This window comes from Pseudoalteromonas sp. T1lg65, assembly GCF_051930985.1.
GTDB lineage: Bacteria > Pseudomonadota > Gammaproteobacteria > Enterobacterales > Alteromonadaceae > Pseudoalteromonas.
The window spans coordinates 813870-830801 of sequence record NZ_CP196838.1; the positions used below are offsets into that span (position 1 = coordinate 813870).

The window sequence follows — 16932 nt, forward strand, 5'->3', positions numbered from 1 at the left end:
TGGTACTATTCGCGGCATTTTAAGAAACTGAGAATTTAGCTATGTCAAATGCTGTAGAGACGCAAGCTGATAATCAAGAACAACAACAAAAACAAAGTGGTCTTTTTAACCGCTTTTTAGCCACTGTTGAATTCTTGGGTAATTTGCTTCCTCACCCTATCACTCTTTTTGCTATGTTCTGTATCGCCATTATTGTGTTTAGTGGTGTTGCAGATTGGATGGGCTTAAGTGCTGTTGATCCAAGACCAGACCGTGATGGCGTGATCAAAGTGGTGAGTTTGATGAGTGCTGAGGGTTTGCAGCGCATTATGACCGGTTTGGTCACTAACTTTACAGGCTTTGCCCCGCTAGGCACCGTACTTGTGGCGCTGTTGGGGGTAAGTGTGGCTGAGCACTCAGGGCTTTTATCCGCAGCAATGCGTGGTATGGTTATGGGTGCCTCACAACGACTCGTTACTTTTATGGTTGTATTTGCAGCAATCCTCTCAAATACCGCCTCAGAGCTCGGCTATGTGGTGCTGATCCCACTTGCTGCTATGATTTTTCATAGCCTTGGCAGACATCCTCTTGCAGGCCTTGCAGCTGCATTCGCCGGGGTTTCTGGCGGTTACAGTGCAAACTTATTTTTAGGTACTATCGATCCTTTGCTGGCTGGTATCACTACACCCGCTGCGCAAATGATTGATCCTAATTACCAAGTGGGACCAGAGGCAAACTGGTACTTTATGATGATTTCTGTGTTCCTAATCGCTATCATCGGGACTTTGGTCACAGAGAAAATCGTTGAACCACGCCTCGGCAAATATAATGAAAATGAGGCCAGCATAGACCTTTCTGCTACAAGTATTGAAAAGCTTTCAGCTAAAGAGAAAAGTGGCTTAAAGTGGGCCGGTGTGACATTTTTAATACTAGGCTTGGTTTTAGCTTCAACCATTATTCCCGAAAATGGGATCTTGCGTCACCCTGAAACCGGCGCTGTTTCCGGTTCTCCTTTCTTAAAAGGTATCGTAGTCATTATTTTTATTACTTTTGCTATTCCTGGTTTTGTTTATGGACGTGTCGTTGGCACCATGAAAAATGATCGCGATGTGATCGACGCCATGAGTAAAAGTATGAGCTCTATGGGCATGTATATCGTACTGGTATTCTTTGCCGCACAATTCGTTGCGTTTTTTAAGTGGACTAATCTAGGCACCATTTTAGCGATCAATGGCGCAGCTTTGCTTCAGGCGTTGAACCTTACTGGTCCAGAAGTGTTCATTTTGTTTATCTTTATGTGCGCAATTGTCAACCTCAGTTTAGGCTCATCGTCTGCTCAGTGGGCAGTAACAGCACCAATTTTTGTGCCGATGTTGATGTTGGTAGGCTACGCTCCAGAGACTATTCAAGCAGCCTATCGTATTGGTGACTCTGTCACCAACCTAATCACCCCGATGATGAGTTACTTCGGCTTAATTCTGGCCGTTGCCACCAAGTATAAAAAGGATATGGGGATTGGAACACTGGTGGCCACCATGTTGCCTTACAGCATGTTCTTCTTCATTGGCTGGGTTGCGCTATTCTATATTTGGGTGTTCTACTTTGGCCTTCCAGTTGGGCCTGACTCACCAATTTATTACCAACCTTAAGTCTGTGTCCATACGCAGGTAAGGCTCGTCAAAATATCTGATTTAAATGCCAGCTTTGCTGGCATTTTTATTTGAGTATTTTCAATTACTCACCTAAGGTTGAATAGGACGTACCAAAGAAGGAGCCTGTCTTAATTTAATCTCATTCAATTAGTCTCTTGGCAAATAAGATCGTTTTACTAATTGATGAGTCAATTCATAGGTGATCTATGTACACACTGTTTTATTATCCTCAAAGCGCTAGTCTCGCCCCTCATATCCTGCTAGAAATGATTGGCGAACCCTACCAGCTTGAACTCGTCGATATGAAGAAAAACGTTCATCACAGTTCTTCTTTTATGAAAATCAGCCCAGCTGCACAAGTGCCTGCGCTAGTCGACGATAAATTTACCTTGTTTGATAGTGCTGCAATTAGTCAGTATCTTGCCTTGAAGCATAAAGACAAGTCACTACTGCCCTCATCGTTTGAGGCACAGGCTACCTGCTTACAGTGGCTACACTATATGAGTTCAACACTACAAAACGATTGGTTAATCTACGCTTATCCAGAACGACATACCCAAAGTGCATTAATGTACGATGACTTAATCAGAACTCAACAAACGCGCTTGGATGCGAGCTTTAAAGTGATTGATAACATGCTTAAGGATAAACATTACCTGCTCTCAGATCAGTTTACTATTTGCGACAGTTACCTATATATGATTTGTGCTAGAGCAAAACAGTATTTAGAGCGCAGTGCCGCATTTAAGAATCTAAAAGGTTACATCAAGCAACTAAATAACGTCCCTGAGATTGCCAAGGCGGTAGATGCAACGACCCCTTAATGAAGCGCAAGCCAAAGTACATTGGAGAGACTTTGGCACAAGATAGTTGGTATATGCAACAGGTTATACATGTAGCCTGCAGTACTTTGGTAACTGCTGCCTAGCCTTATCGTAATCGGTGTTAGACAGTTGTTTTTTGGCTCAAGTTAACCAATATCACCCCGCATATAATAGCGATTACTCCCACGGCTTTTAACCAAGTAACGGGTGTATGGTTAGACCCAAACCAGCCAAAGTGAGCGATGACCATAGCCACTACAATTTGTCCAGACAGGTAATAGGCCATCATATTGCCAATCCCCATCTTTGGAATTAGGAAGTAGCATAAGCTAATTCCTATCGCACTTAACACCCCACCGGTTATCCATAAATACCACGGGGTTGTTTTGAGAATTTGCATTTCAGGTAATGCATTATCAGAAACAGAAAACGCACTCATGGTGCTACAAGCACTGACTAATAGTACCACCGCTGTCGCTAGCAGCGGGCTTTTAAGAATACTGCCAAGCTGCGCATTTATACTCGCTTGTAGGGCTATCGTGCCGCCAGCTAGAATCGCAAGCAATGAGAAAATCACAATGATAGCTCCATGGTCAGCTCGGAAAGTGTTTTGCGAACTTTTGGCATATCAGCATTGTTATCTGAGATATCGCGAATACCAAGGGGACATAGCATGACACTACGCAGTTGTTGTTTTTCGAGTCCTAGTGCTTTATCTACAGCTGCGTTATCGAAACCCGTCATGGGACAGGCATCTATACCTAAACTAGCAGCTGTAATTAACAATGTGCCAAGTGCAATATAGGCCTGCTCTGAAGCCCACTGTAACCTCTGCTGCTCTGATAAGTTAAGGAGCACACCTGTCATACCCGACTGCATGTTTTCGTAGGTCTTCGTAGGTAAGTCTCTTTGACGCTTGAATTTATCCATGTAACCGTCAACTTGTTTATCGATTGGAGACATATCGGCTGCAAAAATTAGCAAATGACTATTCTCAGCTACTTTATCTTGTCCATAAGAGTGAGGAAGTAGCTGCTGCTTCGTATGCTGATCGGTAATTTGAATAATTTTATAAGGCTGCAAGCCATACGATGAAGGTGCAAGCCCTGTGAATTCGAGTAATGTGTTAACTGTTGCTTGACTGACCTTTTTATTAGAAAACTTACGTACGGCATATCGCCAGTGTAACAACGCTTTTAACTGTTCTGCTTTCATCATCATTCTCCTTCGTTAAGATGCAGCTACAGTAACAAGCGCAAAACGCTAACTCATTTACCTATGTAAATATCCCCTCATTTTTTAATTGTTTCCTCACCCGACTCAATTGTGTCGCTGTCACTGCTAAATGTGACGCCAAATGATATTGTGGTACGCGCTTCGCCAATTCTGGTTGCTCCTTTAAAAACGTTAAATATCGTTGCCTTGCATCTTGCTGCACCAGATAAATTTCTCTTTGGTCTTTTTCAAGTAACCAATTTTTTTCAAGATAGTGTACTTGTAGCCTGAGCAGTTCAATATTTTCGAGCATTAGCTCCCGATACTGTTTAAAGTCAATCAACACTAGTTCACAATCTTCAAGCGCCTGAATGCCATGGCGTGCAGGTTCGTTTCTATGCAACGCATGCATCACGCCGGGAAATTCCCCTTCAGTAAAAAACCGTTTGTTATATTCTTGACCATCCGAATTGGTGCTTACCAACCGAACAAGGCCACGAGTGACAAACGCAAAAGTGCACGGGATCTCCCCTTCCTTATAAATCCACTGCTCCTTTTGATAGGTTTTTAAAGAGAGTATCTTAGAAAATGCGCTCCATATTTGGTCGGAAATTGGACTATAGCTTTGCAGCGTAGCTTTTAACTTGTCAAATCGGTCCATTGTGATACCTAGCTTTATGATATTATTGCTCATTATGTCGGTTGCTAAGTATTTATGTCTATCTCCAATCACTATAATAAAATGATATCTAACGGTGAATTGTCACAGGACCTTGCACAACAATACGCAGTGCAAGCATTGGATGATTTGCTAGCCTCACTAGCAACACAACCTGTCTGCCGTGGAATCTATTTATACGGTCGTGTCGGTCGGGGCAAAACCATGCTAATGGACTTGTTTTTCCACCTTGCACCCACTAGCAAAAAGACTCGCCTCCATTTCCATCATTTTATGAAAAAAGTACACGCTGAGTTAAATTCGATTCAAGGTGTAAAGAACCCTTTGGAACATATCGCAAAGCAATGGGCTAAGCGTACAACCTTGCTGTGTTTCGACGAGTTTTTTGTCACTGATATCGGCGATGCAATTATAATGGCAAGGTTGTTTGAAGCACTGTTTGCGGCAGGTATCACTTTGGTCGCAACGTCTAACTGTCATCCCGAATCGCTATACAAAAATGGAATTCACAGAGACAGGTTTACGCCAACCATCGCTTTACTACTGGCGCATTGCCAAGTAATTTCAGTTGATGGCGACCACGACCATCGTTTTGCAGCAGACTTGCAGTACCGCCATTACTTTATCAACGACGACGATGCAATCAAGCGACATTTTGCACAAAACGGCGGCACCCTCGCACCACAAACATTAATACTTAACAATCGCCCTGTGGTTTTTTCAGGCTATGGAACAAACGTAGCTTATTTTGAGTTTGAATCACTTTGCACCAGCCCAAGAGCAGTCGAAGACTATATCGCCCTAACTGAACGTTTTAGCGTTATTTATATAAATAGCATTCCGATACTGGCGAATAAACCGGATACAAAAGCTTGTACACAAGGTATTGAAGAGGGCTATATACGTCAAGCTAATAACTTGAGCGAGCGACAAGGCGATGATGAAGCGAGACGCCTTATTGCCTTGGTAGATGAATGCTATGAGGCAAAAACATTACTCATAATTAATGCAGCAGCAAAGATTGAAGATATTTATCAAGGTGAGCAACTGGCCTTCGCATTCCAACGTACCATTAGTCGAATAACGGAAATGCAAAACTGGTAACATCAGCGTTCTCATAATGTGTAGCAAAGGCTATTGTTGTAGCTTATTCGACGTGTTCAAATATTAACACACTTCCATTCTAGTTAATCAAAACCCGTTACCTTCCACATTGTGATAACACAATGTTTTTAAATCAAAATTTAAAGTAAGAGCTTCCCAACTATTTATTCCTTTCAATGACACAGAACTAGGATATAATCCGCTGGTTTTACTTAGTAACAAACACTTTATTGGCGAAGCATGTACGATAATATCAAGACAAACCTAAACACACTCAAAAACAATAAGTTTTTCGAGTTAACTGTAGTCACAGTCATTATTATTTCAGCGTTAGAAATTGGTGCCAAAACTTTCGCACTTCCTGATAGCGCTATTTCCTTGACTCATATTCTAGACGTCTTCATTACGTTGTTCTTTTTGTTTGAAATATCCGTGCGCTTTATTACCGACGATGACAAGAGGAACTTCTTTAAAAAAGGGTGGAATATCTTCGACACGTTAGTCGTCGTGATTAGTTTGGTACCAATCAACGACAGTGAAATGGCTTTACTAGCCCGACTGGTCAGAGTATTCCGCGTACTAAGAATGGTGTCTGTGGTTCCCGAATTAAGGGTTCTGATTAATTCGTTGATAAAAGCTCTGCCCCAATTGGGCTATGTCGTATTGCTGATGTTCATTATTTTCTATATTTACGCAGCAATTGGCAGCTTTATCTTTAAAGATATCAACCCTAAGTTGTGGGGAGATATCGCCATATCGATGTTAACACTGTTTAGAATTATGACATTTGAAGACTGGACAGACATCCAATACGAGACAATGGAAGTTTATCCTATGTCCTGGATATTCTATTTGTCATTTATCTTCTTCACGGCTTTCGCATTTTTGAATATGGTAATTGGCATTGTTGTTAACGTTATGGAAGATGAGCATGCCAAAATGAGACAGGAAAAAGAACAAGCGAAAAACAAACCAACCATAGAAGATTTACATGCTGAGATCCAAGAACTTAAACAGTTGATCAAAGAACAGCACCAACACAAGCGTCAAAATAACTAAACCGATTTTGATTTAATCTTTAAATTGAAAGTGTTAAACACGAAAAAAGGACTGTAGAGAATTCCATTCATCCACAGTCCTTTTGCGTTACAATAGTTTTTTTTATCTCTGTTAATCTAATATCGGCTTTTTAGTCACGTAGTGATGATTATTGACTTCTGATCTAATAACCTGATTATTCAGATAGCTTAGCGTCATTTCTCTACCAGCAGCATCTACCACACCATCATTTTCGAAAGTGTTTTCAACAATTTCGTGCGCTGTCCGAGTATTTATCGCATAGATCTTTATTCCATAGCTGGCTGGATGAATGATGAGGTTTCGCTTATAACTATGTGCCACACCATCGCTGATATTGGCATTTTGCTGAGCAGGATTACGGGAGAAAATACCATTTTCACCGGCAAAAATGATGTGATTGTCCTCGATTTTTAGCCCATCTCCGTCAAGCATCATTCCATTTCCGCCACTGCGGTAAATCAAATTTCCAGTCACTTCAACATCGTCACCACCGACCTGTATGCCAGTATTTTGCCAGTTTTTGTCAAACGGGCTAACTCCGGTTCGATAGATAGTGTTATTACTAATTTTTGCCTTACCTTTGACAGAATTGAGCTGGATGCCATCGGCAGCAATATTTTCCAACCTATTATTATGTATATTTACATCTTCAATTTTATGTGGATACGCGACGATTTCTTGTCCATCACAGTTCAATGTACGGTATTTGCCTGTGTAACCAATATAAAATCCTTCGCCTGTTTGGGTATCATGTACATAGTTGTTATGAATGTTTACACCACGCATCGTAAAGTTTTCAGCCCAAGTTGACTGCTCACAAGTAGGATCGGTCTTAATCAACATGCCTGCGAACCGTGCCTGATAAACTTCGATATGATCGATTTCAATGTACTCTGATAACCCACCAACTCCTAGGGTACCTCCGAGTCGGATCCCGTATTTTGCAGCGCCTTCCACTTCTATTGAAGTTAGTCGCACCCATTTAGAAGATTGGATGGAAATACTATATTCATAGGGTTTAAAGGTTACGATGCCATTTTGATTGCGGATGGTAATTGGTGAAGAAGTCGTTCCTACCACATTTTTTACCCTTAACGGCCCCCTGTTGCCTGCAGCTAAACAAACCGTATCACCAGCCAAAATGTTTAGTTGTTCACCATCTATTAGATACTGCGTAGTTGGTATTACGTGGTCACATTGCGTCGCTGAAGAAGCACTTAGCTGTTCACTCGACTGAGCCATAGTTGAATTGACTAGCAACAAGATACTGCAAGCCAACGACAAATTGATACGTTTCTCCATAAGGTCCTCTGATGTCTGCCCATCCAAGATTGAGTTATGCTAGACCATCGCTTAAGAAGCAATAAAAGTAGTCCTATCATAATGATTTTTTGAATATTCCTATATTCCGTACAAATTGGCAGAAAAACTAGGTAAAGCTTTCGTGAAAGCAAATTCACGATTTTTATTTTACTGATATTTATACTTATTTTATTCTCTCTCCCCCTGTGACTTGTCTACTTTAAACGCTCAGAAGAATTTAAAATGCCCATCGGTCTGTATTGCTAACTCAATAGATTCGCGGTTTTGGGACAGGTTAACTTCGAGTTGAAGTTCAATGCAGGATTGGTAATTAAGTTGATAGAACCAGAGGATAACAATTAATAATATTTTTTAGGCGATAAGTTACCAAATATTACATTTTATGCCAGTCATTTAGAGTAAACTCCAGCAACTGAGCAATAATCATTCAAATATGCATAATAACAATTAAAATTTAAATAAAAGCACTGGAAATTACGGGTCAAATACACGTAATATTGAAATTACCTAAATAAGAAACTACATTGCCAACTCTTTTATGGATAAGTTTGCACCTGAAAATAAAACGGATGAACTAAAAGAAATTAGAGGCTTTTGGCTCGGTCAAATTTATGCCGATGTCAAAACTGAGAAGATTAGCAATGGTAGCGCCGAACAACAATTATCTAGCCTGTCCTTTAAGTTACTTCGTGTACTTGCCGCTCGTAATAGTGAACCTTTAAGTCCAGAACAACTGCAACACGAGGTTTGGTCAGGGATTATAACGGGCAACGAAAATGTTAAGCAACGGATCAGCATACTTCGCAGATCACTGCAACAACTTGATACACAAGAACATGTCAAAACCGTTCGAGGGCGTGGCTACCAGCTTATTTCTCCCGTTAGATATGACGTTAATACCCAGCAATCACAACAAAAATCACTTTTTTTAGGTGCTATTATATTGATTTGCTGTGTATTTGCAGGATTGCTTTATACCGTGTTCAATACCAAGCTGCAATCTGTCACATCTTCTTCGTCGCAAGTTCTAGTGCAACAAGAACAGGCAATTAAGCTTGCCAAATCTCAGGAAAACCTCGCGTTCTGCCTTGATGGTTACGACGATTTCGTTGAAGTAAACGAACCAAACCTCAATGTCAGCCAGGGAGACTTTTCTATTATGACTTGGATTAAGTCATCTGGATTAGGTCAACATGTAATTGTGGACAAACGCTTTGAAAATCAAATAAGCAATGTACAAGGTTATGCGCTTTATATAGATGATGGCTACCTATCTCTGCAACTAGCCGATGGGAACGGCGACTGGTACTGTCAAAATGCAAATTCATCTTGCACCTTTTACAATTCATCCGCTTTTGTTGCTGACAACTTATGGCATCATGTCGCAGTCTCTGTCGATAGAGATAATCAAGCAGGCGCCAATTTCTATGTAGATGGTGTACATGTCTCCACGCTAGATCCAACAGACAGACGAGGCTCTTTATCAAACTCCATGCCGTTTCGCATCGGCAGTAGATCATCCTATAAAACAGGGTTATTTAAAGGTGCTATTGGCGAAGTAGTCTTCTATCACAATGCCATTGACGAATACGAGGTGCGAGCGCATTACGCAAAAGAGAACCTCAGAACATGCAGTGAAAATGCAACCAAAGGGGGTTTATAGCTGGTGTAGCTAAAGCCGACGAAATTTTTATACCAGACAATTATATCGTTGTAATAAATTCGAATAGCCGAAGTTAGCACTTAACGTTTACTTTATTCAGATAAGCGCAATACTTAAGTTTACCTATACACGATTTTAGGTGATAGAGATGCGCGTTTTTGTAACCTCTATAATAACCTGTGCGCTTGCCTTACCACTCAGCGCACACAGTAATGCCCTTTTTAAGTCTGGAGAACTGGTTGTTAAAGGTAAAGCGGCCGATATCCAATTTTCTGTGGTGCATTATTATCCAAATGCAGACCTAACGGTATTAAGTGTAGGCAACGGTAATGAGCTGTCTGCGACTCGCAACATACGTGCTAAAGGCAAATTTGCTCATGTTAATTTGCAAGTCACCGCATTTGCTATCGTTGACGACCCTTTTGCAACGTATCAATGGAATTGGCAAAATATTCAAGCTCATAATGCATGGGATATAACGACAGGTGGTAACACTATTGTCGCCGTGCTAGATACAGGTTTGGCAACAAATCCTGTGGATGGAATAAACTGCGTTATAGCCCCTTATGATGTCTACAATCCAACCGGTTATCCTGAAGATGGCGATGGACATGGCACACATGTGGCTGGCACTGTTGCTCAAGCTACTAATAACAATACCGGTGTTGCGGGCTTGGCTCACAGCGCATGTATCATGCCAGTAAAAGTACTTGACGATAATGGCTCCGGCAGTATGGCGGCAATTGCAGACGGGATATATTACGCAGTCAACAATGGGGCGCATGTTATCAATATGAGCCTTGGTGTGAGCGCCAGATATAACATTACCTCTGATCCAATACTTGATCCTGCGTTAGACTACGCCTTCAATAACGGAGTGACCGTTGTTGCGGCATCGGGTAATGACGCCAGCAAAAGAAACATAAGTTACCCAGCAAGCTATAAAACAGTGATTTCTGTTGGTGCAACGGACTTAGTCAACCAAGTAACGCGTTATTCCAACCGTGGAGCACTGTTAGATATTGTTGCACCAGGCGGAGACACCAGCGCTGACCAAAATGGTGATGGCTATGGTGATGGGATTTTGCAAGAAACCCGTGTTAACGGTAGCTGGGGCTACTACTTCTTTCAGGGTACCTCAATGGCCTCTCCACATGTCGCGGCCTTGTCAGCGATGTTAATAAGCAATGGTACAGCGACAACGCCAGACGAGATTAAAACAGCACTTACCCAAACTGCTGTTGATCTTTATGACTCTGGTTGGGACAAAATATCGGGGGCAGGCCTAATCAATGCACACGCAGCATTACAATGGCAACCCGGAGTTACTCCGCCACCGGTGCAGTGTACTGACAATGATAATGACGGTGTGTGTATTGAAGATGGTGACTGTGACGATAGTAATGCCAATATTCACCCGAATATGAATGACAGTAAAGGTCGCTGGAGTAGAGATGGTGTAGATAATAACTGCAATGGTATCATTGACGGGTGATAAACTAGAGCAACCTGAGCACCTTGTAAGATGCTCAGGTTGTTTTAATTAAAGGTGGATGATGCTATCTGCGTTTCCGTCAGGGTCACCTGACACTTTACCGTCTGTGGCTGGATTTCCGTTACGCATCATGATAACGGCGCAAGCAGCTGGCGATGCCATAGAAGTGCCAGACATGGTCGTTGTGCCACCACCGCTTCTGGTAGACAGGATTGCCACACCTGGAGCCGCATAATCTACCGGAGGGTTGCCATAGTTAGAAAAGCTCGCAAAGTTGTCATTCGAATCCGATGCAGAAATAGTGTAAACGCGATTATGTGAGGCACTCGCTGGAGAAACATTTCCAGCATGTTGGCTTTCGTTGCCCGCGGCTACCACAAAAAATGCTCCGGATTGTTGTGCTGCGCTTTCCACAGCATCATTCAACTCTTGGTTGAAGCCGCCACCTAAGCTCATATTCGCGCAATCTCCAGGGCTTGCATTCACAGCGACATGATCAACTCCAGCTAACACGCCAGACCAACTACCAGATCCACGCGCATCAAGTACTTTGACTGGAACAACGGTTGCGCCAGCAGCAACTCCCACAACATCAATGTCATTATTCAATGCAGCGATGGTTCCCGCAACATGGGTGCCGTGACCATTGCCATCATCCATACCTGCGTTTCTACCGCTGGAAAATGCAGTGAAGCCACGACTGGCGTCAACATTTAAATCCTGATGGTCTAAATCGATACCGGTATCAATAACCCACGCTGTGTAACCGCTACCATCAACAGGACCACCAACTCGTGTCACTCCCCAAGGAACTTGCTGCGGATCGCTGCCACCATTACCAGGTTTACCTTTAGCAATTGCTGGATTCGCATACACTTTACCGTCTGGTGTAAAACGCATGATATCAGTGTTTCCAGCAAACACCGCTTGTGCTTTTTCGCAGTTCATGTTGACTGCCATTCCCTTAATCGTGTTTTTATAGATATGTTTGGCTTGAGCGTTCACTTTAGCCACCATTCCACGAGCTTTGCCCTCTACATCAAATTTAGAAACATTGTCATTGAAACGAATGATGCACGTATTTGCAATTGCCGCATCCATTTGTGCGCCTTGATACGTTGCATCACCCGCAAGAGCGGTTCCTATACCTAGAGATGAGAGAATGGACAAAGTTAGAATAGTTTTTTTCATCTTGTTGTTCCTATTATAATTATTCAAATTGTTAACCTTTTAAACAGGTCGATAACAAAATTAGTAAACTATTCATAATTGTCAAAGTTATAACGAAGAAAATATTCCTTGTTTTTCTAAAAACCGCATAAAGCTTTATGAACAACCCAGCTGAGCGGTTAAGTAAATCGGCGCTTTGTAGTCATACGAATAAGTATTTAACCTCAGCTGCGGATAAGCGAATTTGCCCAATAATGCTATTTTATTCACTCTCTTCGTTGCTTTCACTTGCAATAACCAGCTATTACCGTGTAAAAACGCCTTAATATTGAATGAAATTTCTTCATTGGTACGAGAAGTGTCATGGGCTCTTAAATATTCACACTTTCAAAACGCTTATCCGCAGCTGAGGTCAGTTATTATCTTTAAAAGTGAGGTTTTATTATGTTTAAAAGGTATTTTTTTTAAACGCCGAAACTAAGAAGCTAGCGATTAGCAATAAACATGTATTTATAGCAAGTCAGGTGGGCAACTGCGGTAGAGTAAAAAAGCCCTCAACACAGAGGGCTTGGGAAGGAGTGGCACCTTTTTAATCCGACGCCACCACAGGAACTTTAGCGGTTATTCATCGCTATACTTCGCAAATTCACTTTCACTCAAAACACCATCTTTATTGGTGTCAAGCTCATCAAATCGAGCGAGCAGCTGTGAAGACGACGCTGCTTCAACTCGACTAATTTTACCGTCCTCATTTTTGTCCAAATCGATAAAGGTCTCGCTAGCTGCAAAGCTTAAAGTGCTGACCAATGCTAAAACTGTTGTAATACCTACATATCTGATTTTCATACCATTCTCCTTTTCAATCGAATTAATTACTATTAACCGTTAAACTTAGCGAACTCAGATTCACTTAGACGACCATCTTCATCTGTGTCTAAATCTGCAAATTGTGCCATTAGCTTTGGATTAACCTTCGACTCTGAAAGCGAAATGTAGCCATCTTTATCAGCGTCATATTCGGCAAAAGCAGAGCTTGCTTGAGCCGTGATAGACAATAGAGAAAACGCTAAAACTGATAGTTGAATTGTGAATGATTTCATAATTATTCCTCTTTATTTCATTAAGTTATTTCAACATTGAGTTGGAAGCTAATAAGCTGCAGCGTTTCTTGCTGCTCACCTCTTACTAATCAAACTTAGTGCCAAAAAATAAAAAGCCAATAAATACATAGAGTTAATAAAAATCATCGAAAATAATTCAGGCAGAATTAAGTAATAATGTTGCCAAATGGCTACATAAGCGATCGCTGAAGATTTAAATGTTAATAATATCAATACATTACGATGTCGCTATTTTGCAACACCTAGTCATGGAATGCATAAATCGAATACATAACAAGTGAGATTTAGGATATGAAAAACATGTTTTTTTTACCGCTACAAAAACAAGTTTTATTCGCCTTATTAGTGGGTATATTTCCGCTGTGCTTACTTACTTTATGGTATGCCCATACCTTGTCACTAAATCAGCAGGAAGTACACGAAACCTATCAACAAAATCAGCAACTTATTGTTGATTACAATCAGCTGATCCACGACCTGCAAAGTTTGGAAAAGGCGTCTAAAAACAATGAGCTGTTGCAAAATGATAAACTCGCGACGAGTATCAACGAAAAGTGGCATACAACACGTGACCAGATAGCACAGTTAGCTTTTGCTCCCTCCCCAAGCTTTGTCGCAAATTGGCAACAATTTCAAAAACGCAGCGACATCGCTGCGCCGAATGCATCGCAGCTTGCACATTTATCTGAGCAACTATTAACGCTAGCTCCTAGCTTTAAAAACCAACTTGAGCTGCAACTTAACCAACACAAAGAGAGCTTCGCAAATGATCAAAAAGCTTTTCTGTTAGGACTAGTCATTTTGTATCCACTCTTGATAGGCCTGAGTTTATTTTTAATCAACCGGCTTTGCTCTGCACTTGGTAAAGTAGATTCGGCAATATCGGCTGTTGGGAAAGGTGACTTCTCCAAACCAATAAAGCTTGAAGGAAGCCTTGAGATGCAACAGCTCGGTGAGCGACTCAACTGGCTAAACGCAGAATTGCAGCGAGTCCAGCAGCAAAAAGAAACATTTTTACGTCATGTGACGCATGAGCTTAAGACTCCGTTAGCGTCATTAAACGAAGGCGTAAACTTACTAGACGGTGAAATTGTAGGTGGGATCAACTGTAAGCAGCGTAGGATCGTGAACTTGATGTCTCAAGCAGTTGATACTTTATTACAACAAATTGATGCATTACTAAATTACAGTGCCGCAAGCCACCCCGAGTGTATGAACCACAAAGTGTGCATGAGCACTATCCAATTCGAAGTTGAGCAGCATTTACACAAACGTATTAACAGTACAAACATCGAAATTTGCTGGGAGGTTGATGTTTCAATCCCCCTGCCCCATTTTCCACTGAAGTTGATCCTTATTCAACTTCTCAACAACGCTATCCTATATGCCAAGACCAAAGCCATCGTTTGTGTGCAAGAACACAATGCGGCGATAAATTTGTTGGTATCGGATGATGGCTCAGGCATTGTCCACGACAATCCAGAGCAACTCTTTCAGCCATTTGTCCGCTGTGAGAAGGAGCAAGATAAACCACACCAAAGCTCTGGACTAGGCCTTGCGATTGTTTCTGAGTGTGTAAACCAATTAGCAGGAAAATTGCGCTGGGTGCCTGTCAAAACAGGTGCGTGTATAGAGATTAGCTTTCCAAAGGAGATTTAGAATGAAGCTTGCGATTATTACTATGATCACTTTTTCTCTCGTAGGCTGTGCCATAAGCCCAAATAGCCAAAGCGAAGCAGCTGCAAAGGAAACTGCTTTTCCGCCGATTACAAGCACGGTAAAAGCGCTAATTCAACGTTGTAAAAATGCGCATTACAACCCGCTCGACATTGAATATATCAACGCTGATCAACTAAATCAGTTTATCGAAAATTATTGTTCGACACAGTCGACCACCAAACAACTTAATGAAATTGAAGAAATTAAACATGTAGATAGTAATTGGCCAGAGTCATATATTGTGTGGTTCGAACACTTAACCTTACATACACAACAGCTGCGAACGCAACGAATAGATAATTTTTATCTTGATAGGCGCTTAGAACAAGCTGAGAGTGAGAAACAGTCTTTAGACAGTCAACTTAAGGCGCTCACCAAACAACTGAAAGAATTAAAGCTACAACTTGCCGCAACCGAATCTGAAAGACTGATGAACAGCTCACCTCAAGCGTTTTCCCAAAAGGAGGAGCAAGAATGAACACGTTAAAAACAAGTTTACGTATTTTGTTGGTTGATGACGATCCTTCACTCACCGAGTTACTCGCGATGCGCTTGGAAAGTTTTGGCTACTTAGTAGAAACTGCACCGAGCGGAAACAAAGCACTACAGCTATTGAGACTTAAACCAGTCGACCTTGTACTCACCGACTTAAGAATGAACCATATGAATGGTTTTGAGCTGAATCAACAGATCCAAAGTCAGTTCCCCGGCCTCCCAGTGGTGATGATGACTGCCCATGGTTCAATTCCTGAAGCGGTAGAAGCAATGCAACAAGGGTTTGTCAGCTTTATCACTAAGCCCATTGACAGTGTGCAGCTTGCAGATGTGCTCCGCGAAGCGCTTGGTAACCGACAACATTCATCAGCCGAGCAATCTGCAGCATTTCATGGCTTGATTTATCAATGTCAGCCAATGCAGCACTTGGTACAACAAATCAAAGCACTTGCGACCAGCAACGCAAATATACTTATCCAAGGTGAAAGCGGAACCGGAAAAGAAGTCACCGCTCAAGCTATCCATCGAGCCAGTCACCGAGCGTCCGGGCCATTTGTGGCAATCAATTGTGGCGCGGTCCCAAGTCACCTTCTAGAGTCTGAACTATTTGGACATAAAAAAGGCGCATTTACAGGCGCTATCGCTGATAAAAAAGGTATTGTACAAACCGCAGACAGCGGTACTTTGTTTCTAGATGAAATCGGTGATATGCCCCTTGAACTGCAAGTGAAACTGTTAAGAGTTTTACAAGAAAGGCGCGTCAGACCTGTTGGGAGTGACACTGAAATTGACGTAGATGTGCGTATTATTTCTGCGAGCCATAAAGACATTCAATCAGCAATATCCGACAAGACATTTCGAAAAGATCTCTACTACAGACTAAACGTGGTTACCCTCACCTTGCCTTCTTTAAGCCAACGCATCGAAGACATTCCGTTACTTGCAAATCATTTTCTAGCCAAATTAAGCAACCAAACTAAACAACTTAGTCCTGGTGCAATCACGCAACTACTGACCTATCATTGGCCTGGTAATATCAGACAGCTTCACAACGTAATTGAATACTGCGCAGCGCTTGCCCCGAGCAAAATTATCGGCGAAGACTTAATAAAACAAGCCATCCCAGATGATGAAAAAAGTCAGGCTAACTTTCAGGGGTTAAACGAGGCCAAAAAAGCATTCGAAAAAGACTACATCCAAAAAGCACTTACCTTGTGCCAAGGAAATGTATCTGAAGCAGCCAAGTTAGCGCAAAGGAATCGAACAGATTTTTATAAATTACTTAAAAAACATGAAATTCAGTGCTAATACTTAGTAATAGATGACTGCAGTAAAAAGGCTAATTTATGCTGCAATCATCGCCGTTAATAACAATAAAAAATACCTAGCGTAGTTTTGTGCTGTATACGTTAC

At 41.7% G+C, this 16932-nt stretch carries 16 protein-coding genes; 9 read left to right on the forward strand and 7 right to left on the reverse strand.

The features are described from left to right. Positions 1–41: 41 nt before the first annotated feature. Together ACSLBF_RS20660 and ACSLBF_RS20665 are read left to right on the forward strand one after the other, a co-directional pair. Positions 42–1628 (forward strand): AbgT family transporter, encoded by a 1587-nt coding sequence (locus ACSLBF_RS20660; protein WP_440056520.1) that lies wholly within the window; start codon positions 42–44, stop codon positions 1626–1628. A 209-nt stretch (positions 1629–1837) separates the two neighbouring features. Then, a complete protein-coding gene (locus tag ACSLBF_RS20665) occupies positions 1838–2455 on the forward strand; it encodes a glutathione S-transferase family protein (RefSeq protein ID WP_440056521.1) in 618 nt (205 codons plus the stop codon). Positions 2456–2576: 121 nt separating this feature from the next. Here the strand turns inward: ACSLBF_RS20665 and ACSLBF_RS20670 are convergent, their stop codons facing one another. The 3 genes from ACSLBF_RS20670 to ACSLBF_RS20680 are packed head-to-tail and all read right to left on the reverse strand — an operon-like array spanning position 2577 to position 4364. Continuing rightward, on the reverse strand, positions 2577–3032 hold the full coding sequence (locus tag ACSLBF_RS20670) for a DMT family transporter (RefSeq protein WP_440056522.1): 456 nt from the start codon (positions 3030–3032) through the stop codon (positions 2577–2579). Beyond that, on the reverse strand, positions 3029–3676 hold the full coding sequence (locus tag ACSLBF_RS20675; protein WP_440056523.1) for a nitroreductase family protein: 648 nt from the start codon (positions 3674–3676) through the stop codon (positions 3029–3031). Before ACSLBF_RS20675 ends, ACSLBF_RS20670 begins: the two co-directional genes overlap by 4 nt. Positions 3677–3731: 55 nt before the next feature. Further along, on the reverse strand, positions 3732–4364 hold the full coding sequence (locus ACSLBF_RS20680; protein ID WP_440056524.1) for a Crp/Fnr family transcriptional regulator: 633 nt from the start codon (positions 4362–4364) through the stop codon (positions 3732–3734). A gap of 21 nt (positions 4365–4385) precedes the next feature. Here ACSLBF_RS20680 and zapE point away from each other — a divergent pair, with 21 nt between their 5' ends. Beyond that, entirely contained in the window at positions 4386–5453 is a 1068-nt protein-coding gene (gene zapE, locus ACSLBF_RS20685) for a cell division protein ZapE (protein WP_440056525.1), read from the forward strand. 240 nt (positions 5454–5693) lie between these two features. Then, entirely contained in the window at positions 5694–6512 is an 819-nt protein-coding gene (locus ACSLBF_RS20690; protein WP_440056526.1) for an ion transporter, read from the forward strand. Positions 6513–6623: 111 nt separating this feature from the next. Here ACSLBF_RS20690 and ACSLBF_RS20695 read toward each other — a convergent pair whose 3' ends face one another. Continuing rightward, positions 6624–7835, reverse strand: a complete 1212-nt coding sequence (locus ACSLBF_RS20695; RefSeq protein ID WP_440056527.1) for a right-handed parallel beta-helix repeat-containing protein — start codon at positions 7833–7835, stop codon at positions 6624–6626. 559 nt (positions 7836–8394) lie between these two features. On the opposite strand from ACSLBF_RS20695, the gene ACSLBF_RS20700 reads away from it, so the two are divergent. Further along, positions 8395–9519 carry a LamG-like jellyroll fold domain-containing protein gene (locus ACSLBF_RS20700; RefSeq protein ID WP_440056528.1) on the forward strand — a complete coding sequence of 375 codons (1125 nt, stop codon included), beginning with the start codon at positions 8395–8397 and terminating at the stop codon, positions 9517–9519. Between the two features lie 148 nt (positions 9520–9667). After that, positions 9668–11014: a S8 family serine peptidase gene (locus ACSLBF_RS20705; protein WP_440056529.1), complete on the forward strand. Its 1347-nt coding sequence runs from the start codon at positions 9668–9670 to the stop codon at positions 11012–11014. Between the two features lie 48 nt (positions 11015–11062). Here the strand turns inward: ACSLBF_RS20705 and ACSLBF_RS20710 are convergent, their stop codons facing one another. The 3 genes from ACSLBF_RS20710 to ACSLBF_RS20720 all read right to left on the reverse strand — a co-directional run bounded on the left by ACSLBF_RS20710 (position 11063) and on the right by ACSLBF_RS20720 (position 13284). Then, entirely contained in the window at positions 11063–12205 is a 1143-nt protein-coding gene (locus ACSLBF_RS20710) for a S8 family serine peptidase (RefSeq protein WP_440056530.1), read from the reverse strand. Positions 12206–12805: 600 nt separating this feature from the next. Further along, positions 12806–13030, reverse strand: coding sequence for a crotonobetainyl-CoA--carnitine CoA-transferase (locus ACSLBF_RS20715; protein WP_440056531.1), 225 nt, complete (start codon positions 13028–13030; stop codon positions 12806–12808). 32 nt (positions 13031–13062) lie between these two features. After that, positions 13063–13284 carry an EF-hand domain-containing protein gene (locus ACSLBF_RS20720; protein ID WP_440056532.1) on the reverse strand — a complete coding sequence of 74 codons (222 nt, stop codon included), beginning with the start codon at positions 13282–13284 and terminating at the stop codon, positions 13063–13065. Positions 13285–13596: 312 nt separating this feature from the next. On the opposite strand from ACSLBF_RS20720, the gene ACSLBF_RS20725 reads away from it, so the two are divergent. Genes ACSLBF_RS20725 through ACSLBF_RS20735 form a run of 3 tightly spaced genes read left to right on the forward strand, consistent with a single transcriptional unit; the run spans position 13597 to position 16827 of the window. Further along, positions 13597–14964 (forward strand): sensor histidine kinase, encoded by a 1368-nt coding sequence (locus tag ACSLBF_RS20725; RefSeq protein ID WP_440056533.1) that lies wholly within the window; start codon positions 13597–13599, stop codon positions 14962–14964. 1 nt (position 14965) lies between these two features. Beyond that, complete coding sequence (locus ACSLBF_RS20730; protein WP_440056534.1) at positions 14966–15502, forward strand: hypothetical protein; 537 nt, start codon at positions 14966–14968, stop codon at positions 15500–15502. Continuing rightward, positions 15499–16827: a sigma-54-dependent transcriptional regulator gene (locus ACSLBF_RS20735; RefSeq protein ID WP_440056535.1), complete on the forward strand. Its 1329-nt coding sequence runs from the start codon at positions 15499–15501 to the stop codon at positions 16825–16827. The genes ACSLBF_RS20730 and ACSLBF_RS20735 overlap by 4 nt, the downstream gene beginning before the upstream one ends. Positions 16828–16932 lie beyond the last annotated feature (105 nt).